The organism is Leyella stercorea (assembly GCF_021531355.1).
In the GTDB taxonomy this organism is placed as follows: Bacteria; Bacteroidota; Bacteroidia; order Bacteroidales; family Bacteroidaceae; genus Prevotella.
The window spans coordinates 1-20,854 of the sequence record NZ_JADYTS010000021.1; the positions used below are offsets into that span (position 1 = coordinate 1).

The 20,854-nt window shown below is 46.2% G+C and carries 21 protein-coding genes, 2 tRNA genes and 1 pseudogene; 14 read left to right on the forward strand and 10 right to left on the reverse strand.

From position 1 onward, the window contains the following. Window positions 1-170: 170 nt before the first annotated feature. From I6E38_RS06380 to rlmN, 9 genes are all read right to left on the reverse strand, one after another. Window positions 171-246 (reverse strand) — tRNA-His (locus tag I6E38_RS06380). A gap of 44 nt (window positions 247-290) precedes the next feature. Further along, window positions 291-366 (reverse strand) — tRNA-His (locus I6E38_RS06385). 234 nt (window positions 367-600) lie between these two features. Continuing rightward, on the reverse strand, window positions 601-993 hold the full coding sequence (gene secG, locus I6E38_RS06390; RefSeq protein WP_235393167.1) for a preprotein translocase subunit SecG: 393 nt from the start codon (window positions 991-993) through the stop codon (window positions 601-603). An 87-nt stretch (window positions 994-1,080) separates the two neighbouring features. Beyond that, window positions 1,081-1,863, reverse strand: coding sequence for a tetratricopeptide repeat protein (locus tag I6E38_RS06395; protein WP_235393168.1), 783 nt, complete (start codon window positions 1,861-1,863; stop codon window positions 1,081-1,083). Between the two features lie 38 nt (window positions 1,864-1,901). Then, the gene (locus I6E38_RS06400) at window positions 1,902-2,399 is read right to left on the reverse strand and encodes an LptE family protein (protein WP_235393203.1); all 498 of its coding nucleotides are present in this window, start codon (window positions 2,397-2,399) and stop codon (window positions 1,902-1,904) included. A 45-nt stretch (window positions 2,400-2,444) separates the two neighbouring features. Beyond that, entirely contained in the window at window positions 2,445-3,728 is a 1,284-nt protein-coding gene (locus tag I6E38_RS06405; protein WP_235393169.1) for a sigma-54 interaction domain-containing protein, read from the reverse strand. 99 nt (window positions 3,729-3,827) lie between these two features. After that, entirely contained in the window at window positions 3,828-5,027 is a 1,200-nt protein-coding gene (locus tag I6E38_RS06410) for a PdxA family dehydrogenase (RefSeq protein ID WP_235393170.1), read from the reverse strand. A gap of 27 nt (window positions 5,028-5,054) precedes the next feature. Further along, window positions 5,055-6,071, reverse strand: coding sequence for a DUF4837 family protein (locus tag I6E38_RS06415; RefSeq protein ID WP_235393171.1), 1,017 nt, complete (start codon window positions 6,069-6,071; stop codon window positions 5,055-5,057). A 91-nt stretch (window positions 6,072-6,162) separates the two neighbouring features. After that, window positions 6,163-7,209 (reverse strand): dual-specificity RNA methyltransferase RlmN, encoded by a 1,047-nt coding sequence (gene rlmN / locus I6E38_RS06420; protein ID WP_235393172.1) that lies wholly within the window; start codon window positions 7,207-7,209, stop codon window positions 6,163-6,165. A 309-nt stretch (window positions 7,210-7,518) separates the two neighbouring features. On the opposite strand from rlmN, the pseudogene I6E38_RS06425 reads away from it, so the two are divergent. From I6E38_RS06425 to coaW, 14 genes and pseudogenes are all read left to right on the forward strand, one after another. Then, window positions 7,519-8,091 (forward strand): annotated as a pseudogene (locus tag I6E38_RS06425) (HAD family hydrolase); the annotation flags it as partial. A 24-nt stretch (window positions 8,092-8,115) separates the two neighbouring features. After that, window positions 8,116-8,622 carry a C-GCAxxG-C-C family (seleno)protein gene (locus I6E38_RS06430; RefSeq protein ID WP_235393204.1) on the forward strand — a complete coding sequence of 169 codons (507 nt, stop codon included), beginning with the start codon at window positions 8,116-8,118 and terminating at the stop codon, window positions 8,620-8,622. 119 nt (window positions 8,623-8,741) lie between these two features. Beyond that, window positions 8,742-9,062 (forward strand): T9SS type A sorting domain-containing protein, encoded by a 321-nt coding sequence (locus I6E38_RS06435; protein ID WP_235393173.1) that lies wholly within the window; start codon window positions 8,742-8,744, stop codon window positions 9,060-9,062. A gap of 101 nt (window positions 9,063-9,163) precedes the next feature. After that, entirely contained in the window at window positions 9,164-10,642 is a 1,479-nt protein-coding gene (locus I6E38_RS06440) for a L,D-transpeptidase family protein (protein ID WP_235393174.1), read from the forward strand. A gap of 8 nt (window positions 10,643-10,650) precedes the next feature. Next, window positions 10,651-11,178: an RNA polymerase sigma factor gene (locus tag I6E38_RS06445; protein ID WP_235393175.1), complete on the forward strand. Its 528-nt coding sequence runs from the start codon at window positions 10,651-10,653 to the stop codon at window positions 11,176-11,178. 112 nt (window positions 11,179-11,290) lie between these two features. After that, complete coding sequence (locus I6E38_RS06450) at window positions 11,291-11,704, forward strand: hypothetical protein (protein WP_235393176.1); 414 nt, start codon at window positions 11,291-11,293, stop codon at window positions 11,702-11,704. Between the two features lie 20 nt (window positions 11,705-11,724). Continuing rightward, window positions 11,725-12,165 carry a hypothetical protein gene (locus tag I6E38_RS06455; RefSeq protein ID WP_235393177.1) on the forward strand — a complete coding sequence of 147 codons (441 nt, stop codon included), beginning with the start codon at window positions 11,725-11,727 and terminating at the stop codon, window positions 12,163-12,165. A 21-nt stretch (window positions 12,166-12,186) separates the two neighbouring features. Then, window positions 12,187-12,918: a tRNA pseudouridine(38-40) synthase TruA gene (gene truA / locus I6E38_RS06460; RefSeq protein ID WP_235393178.1), complete on the forward strand. Its 732-nt coding sequence runs from the start codon at window positions 12,187-12,189 to the stop codon at window positions 12,916-12,918. 56 nt (window positions 12,919-12,974) lie between these two features. Continuing rightward, entirely contained in the window at window positions 12,975-13,892 is a 918-nt protein-coding gene (locus I6E38_RS06465) for a DMT family transporter (RefSeq protein ID WP_235393179.1), read from the forward strand. Between the two features lie 125 nt (window positions 13,893-14,017). Continuing rightward, complete coding sequence (gene dapA / locus I6E38_RS06470; protein ID WP_235393180.1) at window positions 14,018-14,905, forward strand: 4-hydroxy-tetrahydrodipicolinate synthase; 888 nt, start codon at window positions 14,018-14,020, stop codon at window positions 14,903-14,905. A 29-nt stretch (window positions 14,906-14,934) separates the two neighbouring features. Continuing rightward, a complete protein-coding gene (locus I6E38_RS06475; RefSeq protein WP_235393181.1) occupies window positions 14,935-15,948 on the forward strand; it encodes an iron ABC transporter permease in 1,014 nt (337 codons plus the stop codon). 8 nt (window positions 15,949-15,956) lie between these two features. Further along, on the forward strand, window positions 15,957-18,026 hold the full coding sequence (gene ligA / locus I6E38_RS06480) for an NAD-dependent DNA ligase LigA (protein WP_235393182.1): 2,070 nt from the start codon (window positions 15,957-15,959) through the stop codon (window positions 18,024-18,026). Between the two features lie 31 nt (window positions 18,027-18,057). Beyond that, on the forward strand, window positions 18,058-18,723 hold the full coding sequence (locus I6E38_RS06485; RefSeq protein ID WP_235393183.1) for a B3/B4 domain-containing protein: 666 nt from the start codon (window positions 18,058-18,060) through the stop codon (window positions 18,721-18,723). Window positions 18,724-18,773: 50 nt separating this feature from the next. Further along, a complete protein-coding gene (gene coaW, locus I6E38_RS06490; protein ID WP_235393184.1) occupies window positions 18,774-19,610 on the forward strand; it encodes a type II pantothenate kinase in 837 nt (278 codons plus the stop codon). Here coaW and I6E38_RS06495 read toward each other — a convergent pair. Further along, window positions 19,605-20,846 (reverse strand): hypothetical protein, encoded by a 1,242-nt coding sequence (locus I6E38_RS06495; RefSeq protein ID WP_235393185.1) that lies wholly within the window; start codon window positions 20,844-20,846, stop codon window positions 19,605-19,607. The genes coaW and I6E38_RS06495 overlap by 6 nt on opposite strands. Between the last annotated feature and the right edge of the window lie 8 nt (window positions 20,847-20,854).

Genomic DNA, 20,854 nt, shown 5'->3' on the forward strand with positions numbered 1-20,854 from the left:
AACGGATATAAAATTCTTTCTTTTCAGACTTACAAAACTATATGCTTAATCCCCCTGGTTTATCGGATGAGCCTTGAAAGGTGCCGACTATCGTGTGCCGTACATGTGTCACAATGTGGGTGAAATTAAAAAAAAGGAAACTCAAATATTGAGTTTCCTTTTTAAAGGTTGGGTGGCAGGTGGGACTCGAACCCACGACATTCAGAACCACAATCTGACGCTCTAACCAACTGAACTACGGCCACCATGTATGTTTTGCTTATCTATCTCTATTCCCTCACTCAAGCTGAGGGTGGCAGGTGGGACTCGAACCCACGACATTCAGAACCACAATCTGACGCTCTAACCAACTGAACTACGGCCACCATGTGAATGAGCTTTGATTTTTAAGCGAGTGCAAAGGTAGTGAATTATTGCTAAACTACCAAACGTATTTCTTACTTTTTTAGTCTTTAAGTGCAATTTTTTGTGTTAAAGGTGCGTTTTTTGTCGTCAATAACAGTTTGAGTGATGTTTCATGAGCAAAAAAATAAGAGTTCAGCATGTAGCGTGTGCTTGCTGAACTCTTATGTGGAGTTTAATCAAACTGTCTTGTTTGTATTATTTTGCGGGCTGGGCAGGTGTCTGCTGTGCGTCAGCTGCCGGAGCCTGCTGAGCACCTGTAGCCGGAGCCTGCTGCTGGCTTGCACCGAAACCAGGAGTTGTGTTCGGGTTTGTGTTCTGTGTTTCAGTAGCTGCCTTCTCCATAACGCTACTTTCGGTAGAAGAAACCGGAGCAACATAAGCGCATACGATGCTGAAGAATACCATTGCAATGGCGAGACCCCATGTTGCCTTCTCGATGAAGTCGGTAGTTTTGCGTACGCCCATGATGGCGTTTGATGAAGAGAAGTTAGAGGCAAGTCCGCCGCCCTTAGATTCTTGGATAAGAACGATGCCGATCATCAGCAACGATGCTATCACAATGAAGATTACGAATAAAAAGTAAATCATTTCCTTATTTGTTATTTATTATTTATTATTTATTGCTTGTTTTTTGTGGTTTTACCACTTCATTACGAGCGTATTTTTGTACAGTTTTTACTGCTTTTTGCTCTTCTCGTTGATAATAAGTTTCTTCAAGAAACGTATTTGGTCTGCAAAGTAAGCACTTTTTTTTGGATAATTCAAATTTAAGCGTTGAATAATTTCAAGTGCCTTTGAATATCTGCCTTGTTTTATGTAAATTTTGGCCAAAGTCTCTGTGAAATAGCCTTCATCGTTGTCGTTTGACGTATTGTCTTCGTTGTTTATTTCTGGTTTGTATGTGGGCTTGTCTTGCAGTTGTATCTTGCCACCGTCGTTGTTGATGAAGTCATCGATGAGTTCCTGTCCTTTCAGTTGCGGACTGTCGTTATCGGTCTTCTCTTCGTCTTCGTTCTCTTGTTTGAGCAGATAGGCTACATAGTCGATAGCGGCATCGGCAGGAGTGGGTTTGCTTTTTGATTGCTGTGCTTCGTTGTCGTTGTCGGGCTTGGCAGTTTCAAGATAGCTGTCGATAAGCGAGATGGTACGGTTGCCTGCAGTGGCGTTGTCTCGCTGGGCTGCGGAGTTGGCTGATTTCTCGTCGGCAATCTCCTGAGCTGTCTTTATCTTATAATGTGCACCTTCAACAAGTTCGAATAGCAGCGAACGGTCGGATACGTACAATGCAGCACGGTGCAGCTCATCGTCGAATGCCGAGTCGTGCAGCAGATACATGTTCTGCAGCATCAGCAGTCGTGCTGTCTGATAGTAAGGATAGAGCGCGACAAGGCTTCGGAGCTCGTACAGAGTCTCCTTGTTCATTAGCTCGGGATGTTGTATGAGGCGCACTAAGTCCACGTTGTTGTTATGTTAAATGTTTGGTGTTAAATGTTGGATTACCAGTTTGCCACGGTGGCGTTGAATATCTGTTCTGTCAGGTCTTTTATCATTTGCGTTACGAGTTCTTCCTGCACCGATGCGAGGCTTTGTGTGGTTTCGTACGACTTTGATGCTGTGAACTGTCGTTCGAAGTCCTCGTTATGGTTGGCATTGTTGGTGAATCGCACGTTGACCGTTATTGACAATTCGGTTTGTGCCGAACTACCATCGGCTGAAACCGACTTGTTGCGCTGAGAGTATTGTGTAATCTCGCCCTCAATCTTCAAGTCGCCGTTGCGCTTAACCTGACTAAGCTTGGTATGGCTGGCAAATTCGTCCTTTAGCTGATTGTTGAACATCGGTCCCATAGGTCCCCATACATAGCTTGAGCGTATGGGGAAGTCGGCTATCTGTATAGTCTTGGTCTTGGTGTAGTCGATGCTGGCTCCGTTGAACTTGTATCCGGAGAAAGCGCACGAAACCCATGTCATTGCCATCAAGGCAAAAGCCACCATTCTAATGGTCAGGTGTTTATGTTTGTTTATCATTTTAGATATGCTTTATTGTTTATCCAGTCCATACTGCTTGATGCGTCGGTAGAGTGTACGGTCGGAGATGCCGAGTTCTTGTGCCGCTTTCTTGCGGTTGCCGCCATTACGCTCAAGAGCTTTCTCCACGACATGACGTCCTATGTCGTTGAGGTTGAGGCTGTCGTTTTCGGACAGTCCGGCATTCTCGTTGTCGTTTATCTCTTCGGCTTCAACATCCTGGAAGGCATTGAAGCGGTTTTGCGGATTACGATACTGCTGTATTGATGCTGCGGGATTGCCGTAACCGTGAGTCTCTGGTCCGCCAAGCGAGTGCATACCGTTCAGCGCCGACAGATTGTCGAGTGCGTGAGTGGTGTCCATCTTCTTGCGCATGTCTGCCATCTCGCGTCGCAGGTCGCTCACGTTGCCTCGCAGTTCGTACAATATCTTATATAGTATTTCGCGTTCGCTCTCGTAAGAGTGGCTTCCCGGAGCTGTGGTTGTGGTAAGCTGTGTGCTTTCCTGGTTCTCAGGTATGAACTTGCTCAATGTCTCGGCATCAATCTCGCGCTTCTGGCTTAATATCGACATCTGCTCGGTTATGTTCTTGAGCTGGCGCACATTGCCCGGCCACTTGTACTTGATCATTATCTGCTTGGCGTCGTCGGTGAGTGTGATGCGTGGTATGCGATACTTCTCAGCCATCTGCATTGTGAAGAGTCTGAACAACAGCAGTATGTCTTCACCTCTATCGCGCAATGGCGGAATCTGTATAGGTATGGTGTTGAGACGATAGAACAGATCCTCGCGGAAGCGTCCCTCGCTTATTGCCTTGTGCATATTGACATTGGTGGCAGCCACGATGCGCACATCGGTCTTCATTATTTTCTGACCGCCTACACGTATGTATTCGCCGGTTTCGAGTACACGCAGCAATCTTGCCTGTGTGGCAATGGGCAGTTCGCCCACTTCATCGAGGAATATCGTACCCTTGTTGGCTGTACCGAAATAGCCCTCACTCTCGCCTATAGCGCCCGTGAACGAACCCTTTTCGTGTCCGAACAGTTCGCTGTCGATAGTGCCTTCGGGGATGGAGCCGCAGTTGATGGCGAAGTATTTTTCGCGCTTTCGTGTTGAGTTGTCGTGTATCAGGCGTGGTATAATCTCCTTGCCCACGCCACTTTCGCCTACGATAAGCACACTAAGATCGGTCGGCGCAACCTGAAGAGCTACGTCGAGTGCGTGATTGAGGGCTTCGCAGTTGCCCACAATATTGTATCTTTGTTTTATTCTTTGCAGTTCTGATGTGTCCATTTGCTAACAAAATTACACATTATAATTGATATATAGGCAACGGGCTTTCTGTTTTTTTAGTGAATTTAAAGGTTTGGTGCCCGTTGCTGTTTACATCCGTTATTCAGCAGCCTGCTGCTTGTTGGCATCAGTCTTTTGTGGAGTTGCGCTGTTTCGGTTGTCTGTCTGTCCGGGGTGTTGTGCCGGACGGCGGTCGTTATGTTCGTTGCGGTTGAACGGTTCGCGCTTCTTGGGTATGGCAAATCTTACCTTCTCGCTGTCGTCGCGTTTCTCGTGATAGAGTTTCTGCAATGGATTGGCAAGTGGCAAGTCGTGCTCGTCGCGGTTGCGTACTATATCGATGGCTCTGAATATGGCATGGCGTAGTGCGCTCTCATCGTTCTCGCCGCTGCCGGCATTGGCGAAGTCGGGAGTCAGGGCGGGTGCCGTGCATACCAGCGGTAGCGATGCTATGTAGCATATGCCGTCGTTCTGCATGAGTGTGGTGAACGGTATGTTGGCCTGGTCGTCGTACATTGCCAGAACGCAGTCGAAGGCTTCGTAGAGGTTTTGTCCGAAGAATTCGTCGGCGGCATAAGGTCCGTATGTGTTGATGCCGTCCTCTTCCGATTTCTTGATGGCCGGAATGATAGTGTCTTTCTCTTCAGTGCCATTGGCATTAGGGTTGAGTGCCAATACGGCTATGCGCGGATTTGAGATACGGAAGTCGCGCTGTATGCTTGTGTGCACAGCCTTGATTTTGGCTATGAGACGCTCTTCGGTGAGGCTTGCCGGCACATCCTTGATAGCGAGTCCGTCGGTGGCGAGTGCTATGCGCAGCGATTCGTTAATCATTATCTTCACGCCCTTGGCGCCGTCGCCGATGCTTGTCTCCGAGTATTCCTTCAGATTCTTGTAGCTGTAGTTGTCGGCTGACATGTTGGTGTTGTCTACCGGACATGCCACAAGCACATCGTACAGTTGGCTGCGGAAGTCGGTCATGGCACGGTCGAGAGCCTTCAGGGCAGCTTCGCCCGACTCCTTGGTAGGTGTGCCAATCTCTACTTTCACCTCATCGTCGAAGCATGTGAGCAGATTGACACGTCCGTCTTGTGCGTCTTCTGCACGGTTGATGATGCTGAAGCTGGCCTGGATGTTCATAGCTTTGCGATGATAGGCAGCAATCTTAGGCGAACCGTAGATGATGGGAGTGCACAGTTCCAGCATCTCAGGCTCAGCAAAGGTTTTAAAAATGAGTTCGTATCCGATACCGTTGGTATCGCCGTGCGTTATGGCAACGCGTATTTTTCTATCTTCCATTGTATATTATATATTGTGTATAAATAATTAGTCTGTATGTGTTTTGCCCGACAGATGCCTTGTCGGCTCCTGCTTCTTTTTGACCTGTTGCTTATGCGTAGCATACACGATAGCTTCGAGCTGCATCATGAGGTTGCGCTTCTTCTTGCCGGGGGCATAGACAAAGCCTTCTATGGTGACTACTTCACGAGGATAATATCCCCATATCGAACGAGCCACAAGCGGTCCGCCCATGGCGTCGCCTTTCATTTCCCACAGTCCGCGCCATTCTTGCGTAAGGATGCCTTCCTGCTCGTCGTGCTTATATATAACGCTACATGCATCGTGCACTGTTGTCATATACATAGAGTCGGTTTCGCCCTTGATGTTGACTTGCATCACACTGTCGCGCTTGCGGAACTGCTGTTTGTAGATGCAGATATTCTGCATAGCCGTTGGCGAGTCGTTGGATATCCATAGGAAGTCCTTGCCACGCTTGCACGATTTCATATCGGCAGGAATCGGAATGTCAAACCCGAACATGCGCTTCACCTCTGCCTCCATCTTCTGGTTGTGCTTGCGCTGCAAAGTCTCGATGTAGGCTTTTGATTCGTGGGTTTTAAGTAGTTCGACCAATGTGTGTGCGTTGCCTTGTAGGGCTGTGCCATCGGGTGTGGTGTCATGCAGGCATCGGACAGACGGTGCGCATATACGCACTATCAATTGTGGCTCGGCGTACATATTGCGTTTGCATTCAAGACGCAACTTGTCGTATTTCTTGGGGTTGATGTCTACCACGACCAGCGATCTTGCATATCGCAACACTCCTGTCAATGCGTCAGTCGGCTTTACATCAGTCTCGCGCACATCAAACATTGGCTCGGATTGTGGCAATCCTTCTACGTCAATGCTTAGTGTATTGTACAATATGCTGTCAACATCGCCCACTACAGTCACTTCGTACGGTCTGCCGCCACTTGTGGGCAACATGCTCTTGCGGTCGTTGCAGGATGCAAAGAGCAGGCAGCAGATGGTAAACAGTAGACAATAACCAAACTTGTACATTCCGTTTTAGTTGAGAGTTGAAAGTTGAGAGTTGAGAGTTTTGGGCAGAGAGTAGAGGGTATTCATAACTCTCAACTCACAATTCTCAACTTTACTTTTCTTTTCTTTCTTCCTCAATCGTCTTAGCCGTAGACAGCAGTCCACACGCAGCGAAGATATCCTGTCCGCGGCTTGCGCGTATCGTGGTGATAATGCCGTGGTTGTTGAGATAGTCGCGGAAAGCCTCCATCTTCTGCTCGTCGCAACCTTCGAGGTCAACGTTAGGAATCTTGTGGAAGCGTATGAGATTGATGCGGCAGAAGAGTCCCTTGGTCAGCTTCACAATCTCGCGGGCGTGAGTCATCGAGTCGTTAACGCCACGGAACATGATATATTCGAACGAGAGACGGCGCTGATGAGTGAAGTCGTACTGGTGCATGAGGTCGATAATCTCGGTTATCGACATTCCGCGCTCGGCAGGCATGAGCATGGCGCGCTGTTCGGGTATGGGCGAGTGCATGCTGATAGCAACATGGCATTCGCTCTCGTCGAGGAATCTCTTCAGCTTGTTCTTCACACCAACGCTGCTTACTGTGATGCGCTTGGGGCTCCAAGCGTAGCCATAGTCTGATGTCAGCACCTCAGTAGCCTTCAGTACGTTGTCGAGATTGTCCATAGGTTCGCCCTGTCCCATAAACACCACGTTGGTGAGTTTGTCGCGTTCGGGCAGAGCGTATATCTGGTTTAGAATGTCTGTCACGGTAAGATAACCCTCAAATCCCTGTTTGCCCGTCTGGCAGAACAGGCAGTTCATCTTGCAGCCTACCTCGCACGATACACATAGTGTTGCGCGGTCGTGGTCGGGGATGTATACCGTCTCTACATGTTTGCCCGATGCGGTAGGGAACAGATACTTGATGGTGCCGTCCTTCGACTTCTGGCATTCGATGTGTGGCATGCAGCCAATGGTGTATTCGGCGGCAAGTTTCTCGCGGTTTGCCTTTGATATGTTGGTCATTTCGTCAATCGACTCCACATGCTGTGCGTAAAGCCACTTTGCCATCTGTCCGCCAGTGAAGGCTGGCATGCCGAGCGACTTTGCCACTTCTTTCAGTTCTGAGAGCGATAGTCCGAGTAGGGGTTTCTTATTGTCTGTCATATGATTTTGTTAGCGAATTGTTTCGTTTATATTTCTGCAAAATTAATGTTTTATTCGCAGAATACCAAATGTTTGGGGGTGTAATTCAAATGTAGCTCATATACACTTCATATGGAATGCACTCGCACTTCAAATGTAGTGCGTTTGCACTTCAAATGAAGTCCTTTTGCATGTCATAAGAACAACTTTGGGCAAACTGATTCGTAATAATGTCGTTTGGTATGGTTTTTATGGTTGCATGTAGGGCTTTTTCGGAAAATATCTGTTACCTTTGTGCTTGATTATTGAATAAAGACAACAATAACGATTATGATAAAGAATTTGATTTTCGACTTCGGCAAGGTACTTGTCGATTATGATTATATGCTGGTGTTGGACCAGGTGTTCAGTACTCATGGGCAGTCGGTTGACTTCTACAACCATCTTATGGCTGAGGGATGGAACAAACGCTTGGACCGTGAGGATAAGCCTTTTGAGGCTATCATTGATGATATGGCAGAAGCGATGCCACAGTATGTCGACGAAATACATAAGTTTGGCAAGCGATATACGGAGTTTGTCATTGGCGAGATTGATGGGATGCGGTCTCTGCTTGAACGCTTGAAGCAGGAGGGATACAGACTCTTTGGACTGACCAACTGGTGCAGCAAGGTGCATGTCACAATGAAGCAGTATCCGATATTCGAGCTGTTAGAAGGTCGACTGGTGTCGTCGGAAGAGCATCTGATAAAGCCCGAACGTGCAATATATGAGCGTATGTGCGAGAAGTTCGCATTGAAACCCGAAGAGTGCGTTTTTGCCGACGACAGAATGGACAATATTGAGGCTGCCCGTGCTTACGGTATGCGTGGCATTGTGTTTAGAGATGCGCGTCAGTATGAGGCCGATTTGCGTCGTATTCTTGACATCGAGAGTAGGGTGGGGCGTGCCGTAGACAATTTCATGCAGGGTTATGGCTGCTGCCAGTCGGTAGTGGCAGCATTTGCTGATATGTACGGTCTTGACGATAATCTTGCCAAGCGCATTGGTGCCGGTTTTGGTGGCGGAGTAGGACGCATGCGTATGATGTGTGGTGCAGTGTCGGGTATTGTGACCTGTGTCGGACTCGACTGCGGACAGACCGACGGTGCCGACCGTGATGGTAAGTCGGCTTGCTACAAGGTGGTGCAGGATTTGCTCGCCAAATCGAAAGAGCAGAACGGGTCGCTCATATGTGCCGAGATACTCGGACTGAAAGGTGTGGAGAAGGCGCAGTCGTCGTATGTGGCTTCGGCACGTACGGCAGAATATTACAAGAAGCGCCCGTGTGCCGCCAAGGTGGAGAGCGCAGCACGTATATTTGCCGACTATCTGGAGGACAAACTCTTCGCAGAGGAGTGTGCTGCCGACGACAGTAAGACGGTTTACAGATGATATTGATTGCTAAAAATGCGGATAATGCTAAAATTGTCCGCATTTTTGGTACTTGTGAAAATATTTTGTTGTATCTTTGCAGAAACACATACAACGGATTGTAGTAAAAAATAGATATTATGTCAAAAAATATACTCATAGCAATGTTTATGGCTGTTGCCGGCATGTTTGTGCCATGCAGTGCCGAGGCAGTTTGTTTGACAGAAATGGAAATGATAGACAATAATGACCTGTCGAAGATAACCATTTCGGTCAATGAGTCGGTGCTGCGCGTTACGGGTGCTGCGGGAATGACAATGTCTGTTTATAATATCACTGGCGGTGTGCCTGTGATGAAAGTTAAGATTGACGGCCCGGACAAGCGCTTTGACCTGAATTTGCCGCGAGGTATTTATATCGTTCAGGTTGGTAAGGCCGTACGTAAAATAGTCATAAAATAATATCGCTTTTGAGAAATCTGCATTTTGAGCCTTTAAGGTTCTTTGTTTTTATAGCTCTTATAGCATGTGCATTGTGCTCGTGCAATGAGAGAAAGGTTGATATGCACGTTTCTCTTGATATGTTCTCTGATTTGCAGAAGGATTATTGGCAAATAGATGAGGGCAAGGTAAGTGAGAACATACGTCGTATTGCTTTGGCGGATAGACCGCAAATGACAGCCGACCGACATACCCGTACCTATTATCTTGAAGGCGGACGACCCATGTGGCTCTCGCGCAGAGGTGCCGATAGCAGAGTGGATAGTGTGCTCAAGTATGTTGCAAAAGTGGATTCGTTCGGTTTTTCGCGTGAAGACTTCTGTTATGCTACAATAAGTAGTGACCTGGCACGTGTACAGAACCTCGACTTCGATACTATTCCCGATGCCGTCAATGGCATCAATCGTGTGTATGCCCGACTGGAATACAGTCTGACAAAGGCTTTCCTGCGCTATTGCGAAGGTCAGCGCTTTGGTTTTGCCAATCCCTATGATATGTTCAATCGCCTTGATGTGCGCGACAGCGACTCGATTCACGTATCCTATCGCTCGCTTTATGGGGTGCCTACAAAGTTGGCAAATCGCGAATTTCTTGATGAAGCTTATGCTGCAATAGCGGGTGGATATGAAAAGGTAGGGGCATTCATGCATGCCTCTTATCCAGAAAACCCTCTTTTCCCGGAATTTTGTAAGATGCTGTCGCGCCCGTTGTCGGCTGCCGAACGCCGCCGTGTGTTCTGCAATATAGAACGCAGCCGATGGCGTCATGGCGACTATCCGCAGCTGCACGACAAGTATGTGCTTGTGAACGTGCCTACGCAGCAGCTTGAAGCAGTTGACAAGGACGACCGAATGACTATGCGTATTGCACTCGGAAGTCTGGAAACCAAGACTCCATTGCTCACAGGACGTATCAAGCGTATTGACTTCAATCCGCAATGGATCATTCCCAAGAGCATTATCAAGACATCGGTGCGCCATCATGCTGGCGATGTGGGCTACTTTGAGCGTCATAACTATTTTGTACGCGAGCGCAAGACGGGTAAGGAGGTGAATCCTTCGCTTGTGACAGCCGGCATGATGATGAGCCACGACTATCATGTGGTTCAGCGCGGAGGCAAAGGCAATGCCTTGGGACGCATCATCTTCCGCTTTGACAACGACTACAGTATATATTTGCATGACACGTCAAATCCTTCGGTGTTTGCCAATCGTAAACGTATAGTTTCGCATGGTTGTATACGTGTGGAGCGGCCTTACGATCTTGCCGTATTCATGCTTGCCGACAAGGACGAGCGGGTTATGGAAAAGATGAAATACTCAATAGCTGTGGATTATGGCAACGATGGTGGCGATGCCGACGAACGTCCGGTGATTGACAAGAGTAAGCTGCTGCGTAGCTTGAGCGTGAAGCCTACCGTTCCGCTGTTCATCACCTATTACACATTATATCCCAATGCCGATGGTGTAATGGTGGGTTATGACGACATATATGGCTTTGACCCCGTGATATATGCTAAAATACAGAATTTCATAAAATAATAATAACGATGTCAACCAACTTGCCGACAACAGAAGCAGAAAAACAAGCGTTTTTCGCCAATATTGTTGCCCAGTACAGTGAGCGGCTGTATTGGACGGTTCGACGTATAGTGCTTGACCATGACGATGCTGACGACGTGTTGCAAAATGTTTTTATTAAGGCGTGGAGCAATATGGACGATTTTCAGAACCGTTCGAAAATATCCACATGGTTGTATCGTATTGCTGTGAATGAGGCGCTCGATTTTGTTCGTCGCAAGAAGGATATAGCATCGCTTGGCGAGGAGGGCAACGTGGCTGTAGCCAATCGGTTGATGGCCGACGATTATTTTGACGGTGACCGGGCGCAGGCTCTGCTGCAGGCTGCTATCGCCTCGCTGCCTGATGTGCAGCGTGTGGTATTCAACCTACGATATTACGACGAAATGAAATATTCGGACATAAGCCAGATGCTCAATACTTCTGAAGGAGCATTAAAGGCGAGTTATCACATAGCGGTGAAGAAGATAACGGCATTTGTAAAGAGTCATGAGTGAGAAGCATAGATATTAAAACTAATGCTATATATAAATTATGTGTATAAAATTGATGAGCAAATTAAACCTTTCTGTTTTTTGTGAGTCAAATACATAAAATTATTGAAGGAATATGGAATCTGATGAAAAATATTTAGAGAGGAAATTCGGAAGACAGAATCATTTCGCTGTCCCCGATGGATACTTGCAGAACTTGACCGCATCTGTAATGGCCAATGTCAGCAAGCAGACGGAATGTAATATGCCTAATAAGGAAACAGCCAATGCAAAAGTTGTTGTTATGCAACCTTGGTGGCGACGTACTCGTGTGCGTATAGCTGCGGCGGCTGCCTGTCTGTTGGTGGCTGGCGGTACGGCTTTTTATACGTATATGGATTCAGAGCATCATGCCGAGCCGGTTTCTAATGTTGCAGCATCCAATTCGAATCATAATGTAGAGATGGGAACTTCGGCATCATACAATGAAATGGCCGACTATACTATGCTCGATAATGATGATATTTATTCGCTTTTAGCAAGTAATTAATGTTGAAAAAACAGGAAAGAATGAGAATAAGTAAATTTCTGATAATTGCACTCATGACTTTTGTAGTGTCATTGGCGCAAGCCCAGAAGCCGAAGCATTTTGATCCGGAACGCTTTCAGCGCGAACTTGAGCAGTTTATAGCTACACAAGCATGTTTGTCGCCGGCAGAGTCGGCAGAGTTTTTCCCGGTTTACCGTGAAATGCGCAATAAGCAATGGGCGTATTTCGCAAACGAACGTCGTCTGCGTCATATCGATACAAGCGACGACAAGGCATGTGCTGAGGCCATTCGCAAGCGTGATGCTGGCGACTTGGAGTTGAAACGTATCCAGCAGACGTATCACGAGAAGTTTATGACAATTCTGCCGGCATCAAAAGTATATCTGATTATTAAGGCAGAGGATAATTTCCATCGTCGATTGTTCAAGCCTAACAATGGGGCAAAGAAGAAAACCAAATAAACTATATAGTATACATTTGAGATGCAACGCTATTTTATAACCTTCGCCTACGACGGTACGGCATATCATGGCTGGCAGATTCAGCCCAATGGCAACTCTGTGCAAGAAGAGTTGCAGAAAGCTCTCTCTACTATATTGCGTGAAGACATTGATATTGTAGGGGCTGGCCGCACTGATGCTGGTGTGCACGCACGACGTATGACCGCACATTTCGAGACAGAAGCCAATTTCGATTGTGCGCAATTGGCTTATAAACTCAATCGTTTGGTGCCACGCGACATTTCTGTTTTTGATGTCTATCCGGTTGATGCTGACATGCATGCACGTTTTAGCGCTACGTTGCGTACATACCATTATTATATACATACACGCAAGAATCCTTTTTTGCGTCACTATTCTTGCGAACTACATTATCAGCTCGACTTTGAACTTATGAACAAGGCTGCCGAACGTCTGCTTGCAGTAGATGATTTCGGTGCTTTCTGCAAGGCGCATGCCGATGTAAAGACCACTCTGTGCAATGTCACAGAAGCTGTATGGGTGCGTGATGCTGAGGATTCATGGCATTTCCGAATCTCTGCCAACCGCTTCCTGCGCAATATGGTGCGCGCCGTAGTAGGTACGCTTATCGAGGTGGGACGTCATCGTATGACATTGGAACAGTTTGATCAGGTCATAGCGAGTGGAAGTCGCTCTAATGCCGGTGAAAGTATGCCAGGAAATGCTTTATTCCTTGAGGATGTAAGGTATTGAGAAGATTGGGCGTATTGTATGATAATGTAGTGTCGATTATTTGTAATAATTATTTTATGTGGCTGATATTGGCTTTTTGCTCAGCGGCTTTGCTGGGCTTTTATGATGTATTCAAGAAACTGGCATTGTCTGGCAATGCCGTTCTACCGGTGCTTTTTCTTAACACGATGATATGTTCGTTGCTGTTCTTGCCGTTCATATTGCTGTCGTCATATACTAATATGCTCGACGGTTCGATGTTTTATGTCGAACCGTGCGGATGGGAACAACATAAGTATATAGTGCTCAAGGCGTGTATAGTTCTTTCGTCGTGGGTGTTCGGCTATTTTGCAATGAAGAATTTACCCATTACCATTGTCGGTCCTATCAACGCCACACGTCCGGTGATGGTGCTTGTAGGAGCAATGCTTGTGTTTGGCGAGCGACTTAATGTATGGCAGTGGTGCGGTGTGTTGCTTGCTATCGTCTCGTTCTTCCTGCTTAGTAGAAGTGGTAAGAAGGAAGGGGTTGACTTCCGTCACAACAAATGGATTTTCTCTTTGGTGCTTGCTGCTGTGCTTGGTGCCGTAAGCGGACTCTACGATAAATATCTTATGGCATCGCCTGAAAATGGCGGAGTAGGGTTGAGTAGAATGGTGGTGCAAAGTTGGTATAATGTCTACCAGTTGTTCCTGATGGGACTTACTATGCTACTTATTTGGTGGCCTACACGCAAGAAGACAACAGCCTTCACTTGGCGTTGGAGCATATTGTTTATAAGTTTGTTCCTTAGTGCTGCTGACTTCGTGTATTTCTATGCACTCAGTCTGCCAGGAGCAATGATAAGCATTGTGTCAATGGTGCGCCGTGGCAGTGTAGTAGTGAGCTTCTGTTGCGGTGCTGCTGTGTTCAAGGAACGGAATCTTAGAAGCAAGGCCATCGACATGTTGCTGGTATTGTTGGGAATGATATTCTTGTATATTGGTACGCATTGACGATTTGCGTAAATAAAAAATGTATAGTCTTACAATTTATGTAATTTTTGTTTCTACATTTTTCTTATTTCACAGGAAAATGTTAACTTTGTAGACAAATTGAACATATTATAAGTATAAAATATATGGCACGAAACATCTTCAAAGGATTAGGTATAGCTCTGGTGACCCCATTCACTGCCGATGGCGAAGTTGATTACAAGGCGATTGTCCGTCTTGTAGAATATCAGATACAGAATGGAGCTGACTTCTTGTGTATACTGGCCACCACGGGCGAGACCCCTTGTCTGTCGACAGAAGAAAAAGAGAATATAAAGAAACTGGTTGTGGACACCAATCGTGGTCGTCTGCCTATACTCATGGGATGCGGTGGTAACAACACGCGTGCTGTGGTTGAAGAATTGAAGACAGCTGACTGGACTGGAATTGACGGTGTGCTCAGCGTGTGTCCATACTACAACAAACCTTCGCAAGAAGGACTTTACCAGCACTTCAAGGCAATTGCTGAAGCCAGTCCACTTCCAGTGGTATTATATAATGTGCCTGGACGTACAGGTATCAATATGAAGTCGGAGACGACCGTGCGTCTTGCACGCGACTGCGAGAATATTGTTGCTGTGAAGGAGGCCAGTGGCAGTCTTGAGCAGGTAGACGAAATCATTAAGAACAAGCCAGAGCGTTTTGACGTACTTAGTGGTGACGATGCTTTGACATTCTCAATGGTAGCAAGTGGTGCGGCTGGAAGCATCTCTGTTATAGGCAATGCTTTGCCTAAGGAGGTGTCGCGTATGATACGCCTGGAGTTTAAGGGCGAGTATGAGGCTGCCCGTACTATTCACCACAGATTTACCGAACTGTATTCTCTGTTGTTTGTAGACGGTAACCCTGCTGGTGTAAAGGCTCTTCTGCATGAAATGGGATTTATTGAAAACGTGTTGCGATTGCCTCTTGTGCCTACACGTATTACTACATTGCAGAAGATGACAGAGATATTGAAAACATTGAAAATCTGATTTCATTAGAAATCATATAGAATGAGGATTTGGCACGCAACGTTGTCATATTTATTAGTCTTGGTATTGGAATTGTAGCACTGTTTCTCATAAACCTTTTTTATGGAGCAGTGACAATACCTTTTTCATCTGTGGTTGATGCCCTTTTGGGGCATCAGCTGCCTGATGCGAGCTGGCAATTCATCATTCTCCAATCGCGATTGCCCCAAGCCTTAACTGCTCTTTTGGCTGGCTGTGCTCTGTCTGTGTGCGGATTGATGCTTCAAGCTGTATTCCGCAATCCATTGGCCGACCCTTCTATTCTTGGTATTAGTAGCGGTGCCGGGTTGGGCGTGGCTCTTGTTATGTTATTGTGGGGTGGCGGATTTGCAGTAGGCAGCTTGGCGGTTGGTGGCTTTGTTGCTGTGCTTGTTGCTGCGTTTATCGGAGCTTTTTCGGTAACGCTTATCATGTATTTGCTGTCACTCGTGATACGTAGCAACACCATGTTGTTGATAGTTGGTGTGTTGGTAGGTTACGTATCTTCCTCATTTATCGTCTTGCTGAACTTTTTTGCATCACAAGATGGTGTCCGTGCATATATGATGTGGGGAATGGGTTCGTTTTCTGGCGTTCCTCATAGCATGATACCCATTTTTGCAATGGCAATAATCTTGTGTCTTGTTGTTCCTATATTGCTTGCCAAACCACTGAATCTACTTGTTTTAGGAACCAAATACGCCGAAAATCTCGGTGTCGGCATTCGTACAGTACGTAATGCCTTGCTGCTTGCAAGTGGTACATTGACAGCCGTAGTAACTACTTTTTGTGGACCGATAGCCTTTCTTGGACTTGCTGTTCCACATATGGCGCGTCTTATTTTCAAGACCGACGACTTCCGTGTGCTTATTCCTGCCGTTTTGCTTTGTGGCTCAGTTAGTGCATTGGCATGCAATGCTGCATGTGTGTTGCCAGGCAATGGCAGCATAATTCCTTTGAATGCGGTTACGCCTTTAATCGGTGTGCCCGTTATACTTTATATCATGCTGAAAAAATATTTTTAGAGATTATCATGAACGAAAAAGAACGAATATTATATCTACGCGAACAATTGCATGAGCACAACTATAAATATTATGTGCTCAATCAGCCTGACATTTCCGATCAGGAGTTCGACTTTCTTATGCATGAATTGCAGAATCTTGAGGCTAAACATCCAGAAATGTACGATGCCAATTCGCCAACTCAGCGTGTAGGTAGCGACTTGAATCAGAACTTCACTCAAGTTGCCCATAAGTATCCTATGCTCTCGCTTGCAAATACTTACAATGAGCAGGATGTTGCCGATTGGTATGAGTCTGTAAGTCGTGGACTTGGTGGTGAGCCTTTTGAGGTGTGTTGTGAGATGAAATACGATGGTTTGTCTATATCGCTTACTTATGTTGACGGTAAACTTGTGAGTGGCGTAACGCGTGGCGATGGTGTTCATGGCGATGATGTTACGGCTAATGTGAAGACCATTCGTTGCATACCGCTCGTATTGAAGGAGGGTACCGACTACCCTAAAGAGTTTGAGATACGTGGTGAGATACTTATGCCGTGGAAGGTGTTTGAGCAACTGAATGCCGAGCGTGAGGCTGCTGAAGAACCCTTGTTTGCCAATCCGCGCAATGCTGCGAGCGGTACATTGAAGAGCCAGAACTCCAAACTTGTAGCCAGTCGACGCCTTGACGCTTACCTTTATTATCTGTTGGGTGACATTCTTCCGGCAGAAGGACATTTTGAGAATCTGCAAGCTGCGGCACAATGGGGATTCAAGATTTCGCAAGGCATGAAGAAGGTCAGCAGTCTTGAGGAAATATATGACTTCATAAATTATTGGGATAAAGAGCGCAAGAATCTGCCGGTTGCTACTGATGGTATTGTATTGAAGGTGAATTCGTTGCGCCAGCAGCGTGCTCTTGGATATACTGCCAAGTCTCCACGTTGGGCAATTGCCTATAAGTTTAAGGCTGAACGAGCTTGTACAAGACTTAATGAGGTCTCATACCAAGTTGGTAGAACTGGTGCTGTGACGCCTGTAGCCAATATGGATCCCGTACAATTGGCTGGAACTATTGTCAAGCGTGCCACACTGAACAATGAGGATTTCATTCGTAGCTTTGATTTGCACATTGGTGATTATGTGTATGTAGAGAAAGGTGGTGAGATTATACCTAAGATTGTAGGTGTTGCAGAGGAAAAACGTCCAAAGGACGCTCTGCCCGTTGAATTCATCAAGACGTGTCCTGAATGTGGAACACCACTTGTACGATATGAGGGCGAAGCTGCCCATTACTGTCCCAATGATACAGGTTGTCCTCCTCAGATAAAGGGTAGGATAGAGCATTTCATAGCCCGACGTGCTATGAACATTGATTCGCTTGGCCCAGAGACAGTTGATGAGTACTATCGTCGCGGATTGATTCACAACATTGCCGACCTTTATAAAATACAGGTGCAGGATATCAATGGAACTGGCAATCGTGAACGGTCGGCGCAGAAGATAGTGAATGGTATTGAGGCTTCAAAGAAAGTTCCGTTCGAACGTGTTGTCTTCGCCCTCGGCATACGATTCGTTGGTGAGACTTCTGCCCGCTTGCTTGCACGTAGATTCAAAACAATGGATGCTTTGCAGGCTGCCACTATGCAGCAGCTTATGGATATTGATGGAGTTGGTGAGGTGATAGCCAAGAGCGTAATAACCTATTTTGCCAATCCAGTGAATCAAGAAATCGTTGAACGTTTGCGCTCTTATGGCCTTCAGATGCAGCTCTCAGAGGAGCAGATTGAAGGGACGAGCGAAAAACTTTCTGGTAAGTCTATCGTCATAAGTGGTGTATTCGCAAAACACAGCCGCGACGAGTACAAGGCTTTGATTGAGAAGAATGGAGGCAAGAATGTAGGTTCGATTAGTGGCAAGACTTCATTCATACTTGCCGGTGAGAATATGGGACCGTCAAAACTTCAAAAAGCCGAAAAACTTGGAGTCCCATTGGTTGATGAAGCTACGTTTTTGGAAATGATAGGCGAGGCTTCTGCCGAAAGCGAAAGCGCAACGACTCCCACCGTTGCCCCCGATGGCCAGTTGTCGTTGTTTTAAGTAACAGAGCTATTTATAAATACAAGTAAATATGAAAGTTGAGGTTTCTGCTGAGATGCATTCTGTCTGCCCCGTATTTGTAGGCGCTTGCATCACTGCAAACATAAAGAATACAGAATATTCAGCCGAGTTATGGCGTGAGATTGATGCTTTGAGCGAAGAGTATCGCGCCACGCTCACCATCGAGTCGTTGAAGCAGATGGAGTCAATTCAGGCCACCCGACGCATCTACAAACTTTGTGGTAAGGACCCGTCGCGTTATCGTCCGTCAGGTGAGGCTCTTGTTCGTCGTGTGTTGCAAGGCAAACAGCTTTATCAGATTGACACACTTGTCGATTTGATAAATCTTGCCAGTATGAAGTATGGCTATAGCATTGGTGCCTTTGATGCCGACCATTTCTCGGGTGACACCCTTACACTCGGCATCGGTCGTGAGGGTGAACCTTACGAAGGTATTGGACGTGGAATGATAAACATAGCCGGTCTGCCGGTGTATCGTGATAATATAGGTGGCGTAGGAACTCCTACGAGCGACCACGAGCGTACTAAGGTAAGCGTCGGTACAACTCATTTGCTTGTTCTTGTGAATGGATATGACGGTAATGAGCAGGGTGTTCGCGACACAGCAGAGTATATAATAGAACTGCTTAATAAATATTGTGAAGCGGCAGATGGTTCCTATACATTATATAAATAGCACTTTACAAGAAACAAAATAACGCTAATCATTAAAACATTTCAAAAAATATGGGAATAGTAATAGGCATAGATGTAGGTATAAGTACGACAAAGATTGTCGGCATTGACGAGCAAGGCAAGGTGTTGTCGCCAATACGCATTCGTGCTACCGACCCAGTGACATCACTCTATGGAGCCTTCGGCAAGTATCTGCATGAGAATCACATCAAGCTCAGCGATGTGGAGAAGGTTATGCTTACGGGTGTAGGAAGCGCATACATCAACGAACCTGTATATGGACTTTCTACTGATAAGGCAGAGGAGTTTGTAGCTGACGGACTCGGAGCGCGTTATGAGACCAAGCTCGACCGTATGCTTGTTGTTAGTCTTGGTACTGGAACTTCAATAGTAAAGTGCGACGGCGATGATATCAAGCATATTGGTGGTATTGGTATTGGTGGCGGAACACTTCAAGGTCTTTCGCGTCTACTTCTAAAGACCGACGACATCAAGCAGGTTGCAGCACTTGCAGAGGAAGGCGACATTTCTCACATCAATGTGCTTATTAAGGACATTTGCGCCAATCCGCTGCAGGGATTGCCTATGGATGCTATCGCTTCGCTTTGGGGAAATGCAAAAAGCAATGCCTCGCGCGAAGACATTGCTCTTGGATTGATATGGATGGTATTGCAGTCTATTTGCAGTGCTACGATATTGTCGTCACTTGGTAGCGGTATAAAGGAATTTGTTATGATTGGCAATCTCACTCTCCTTCCGCAGTGTCAGCGTGTGTTCCCAGCTACTGAACGACTTTATGGCGTGAAATTCCGAATTCCTCAATATTCTGAATTCTGTACAGCTATTGGTGCGGCATTGTGTTACCGTAAGATAGACGCTAAATTATAGTTTATTGCCCAATGTTATTTTCTTAAGCAGATAGGACGGATTGATTCGCAGACATATACCAGCCGACACGCTGATTTGGTTAGCTTCGCGATACGATCCGTTCTCTGCTGTTTTCGCATTTGTTGGCAGATTGTCGAAAACGTCAGCATAGGCTCCCCAAGAGAATCCGTGTCCCAAGTCGCGTGAGTAACTGATGCGGGTGCTTATCATCTGAGGGTTAGGTACGATATAGTTGTCCTTGAACATCGAAATCGAGCCATACAGCGGATTGCCGAATACGGTTATGAAATTGTGTGCTCTCCAATATGCTGCATGCAGACAGAAACGCCATAGGTTGAAGTCGGCTCTGGTGTAGAATCCATAACCTTTTTCGAGTGGAAGCATTCCGCCCGACATCTGCTTGTAGTATAGTGCAGCTGCCTCTATATTGATGCTGGTCAATATACTGTTGCGAGTGTGTATGGTTGTTCCTATGCCTGCAGCTGCATTTGTCCATGTCTTCACCTCGCGCGATTCTGCTTCCGGATTTATCTCACCTCCACGGTGCTGCATAATCAACTGTACGGGGAAGTAAACATGTGTTGCATTGTTGGGATTGTTTGCTTTGAATCGTGTTGATAATCCGTATGTGAAGGCTTCTTGGTGTTTGTCGTTATTGAAGATGAAGCTTTCCCAGTTTATCCATGTGTCAAAATCCATGAATTTATTGCGCCAAAGTATCTGCAATCCTGCTTCGGGGTCGGTTGATAGCGAGGTTTCAGGATTGTATAGAGGTTCGATAAGATGGTGGTTGCTTTTGCCGTAAATATTGCCGATCACGATGTCTACATTACGCGCAGCAGTCAGTTGTACCCTGAAGAAAGGTAGGATATGGAATCCTTCCTGTGTCTGCTGTCCTTTCCATGTAGCGATATCCTTATAGTTCATATTAGGGTATTTGTTGGCTCCCCAATAATGTAGCATATATATACCAGCCTCTAATTTTAGTTTTTTAAGAGGCTGATAGCTTATTGTCGGCTGTAGCCAAAAGCCAGGAAGAGTGTATCCTTTTACCAAATTACCTTTGTATTCGTTGTCGCGGAAAAATCCCATACCGTCTATATTTAGCCTGACTTCTCCATGAGCAGTAGTATCTATCCTGCTGCTTTCATAAAGTAGAGAGTCGTTTTGTGCCGATGTATTTGTGGTGAACATCAAGCATAATGCGACAGCGACAAAATCTAATATGTTTCTCATTATTTTGT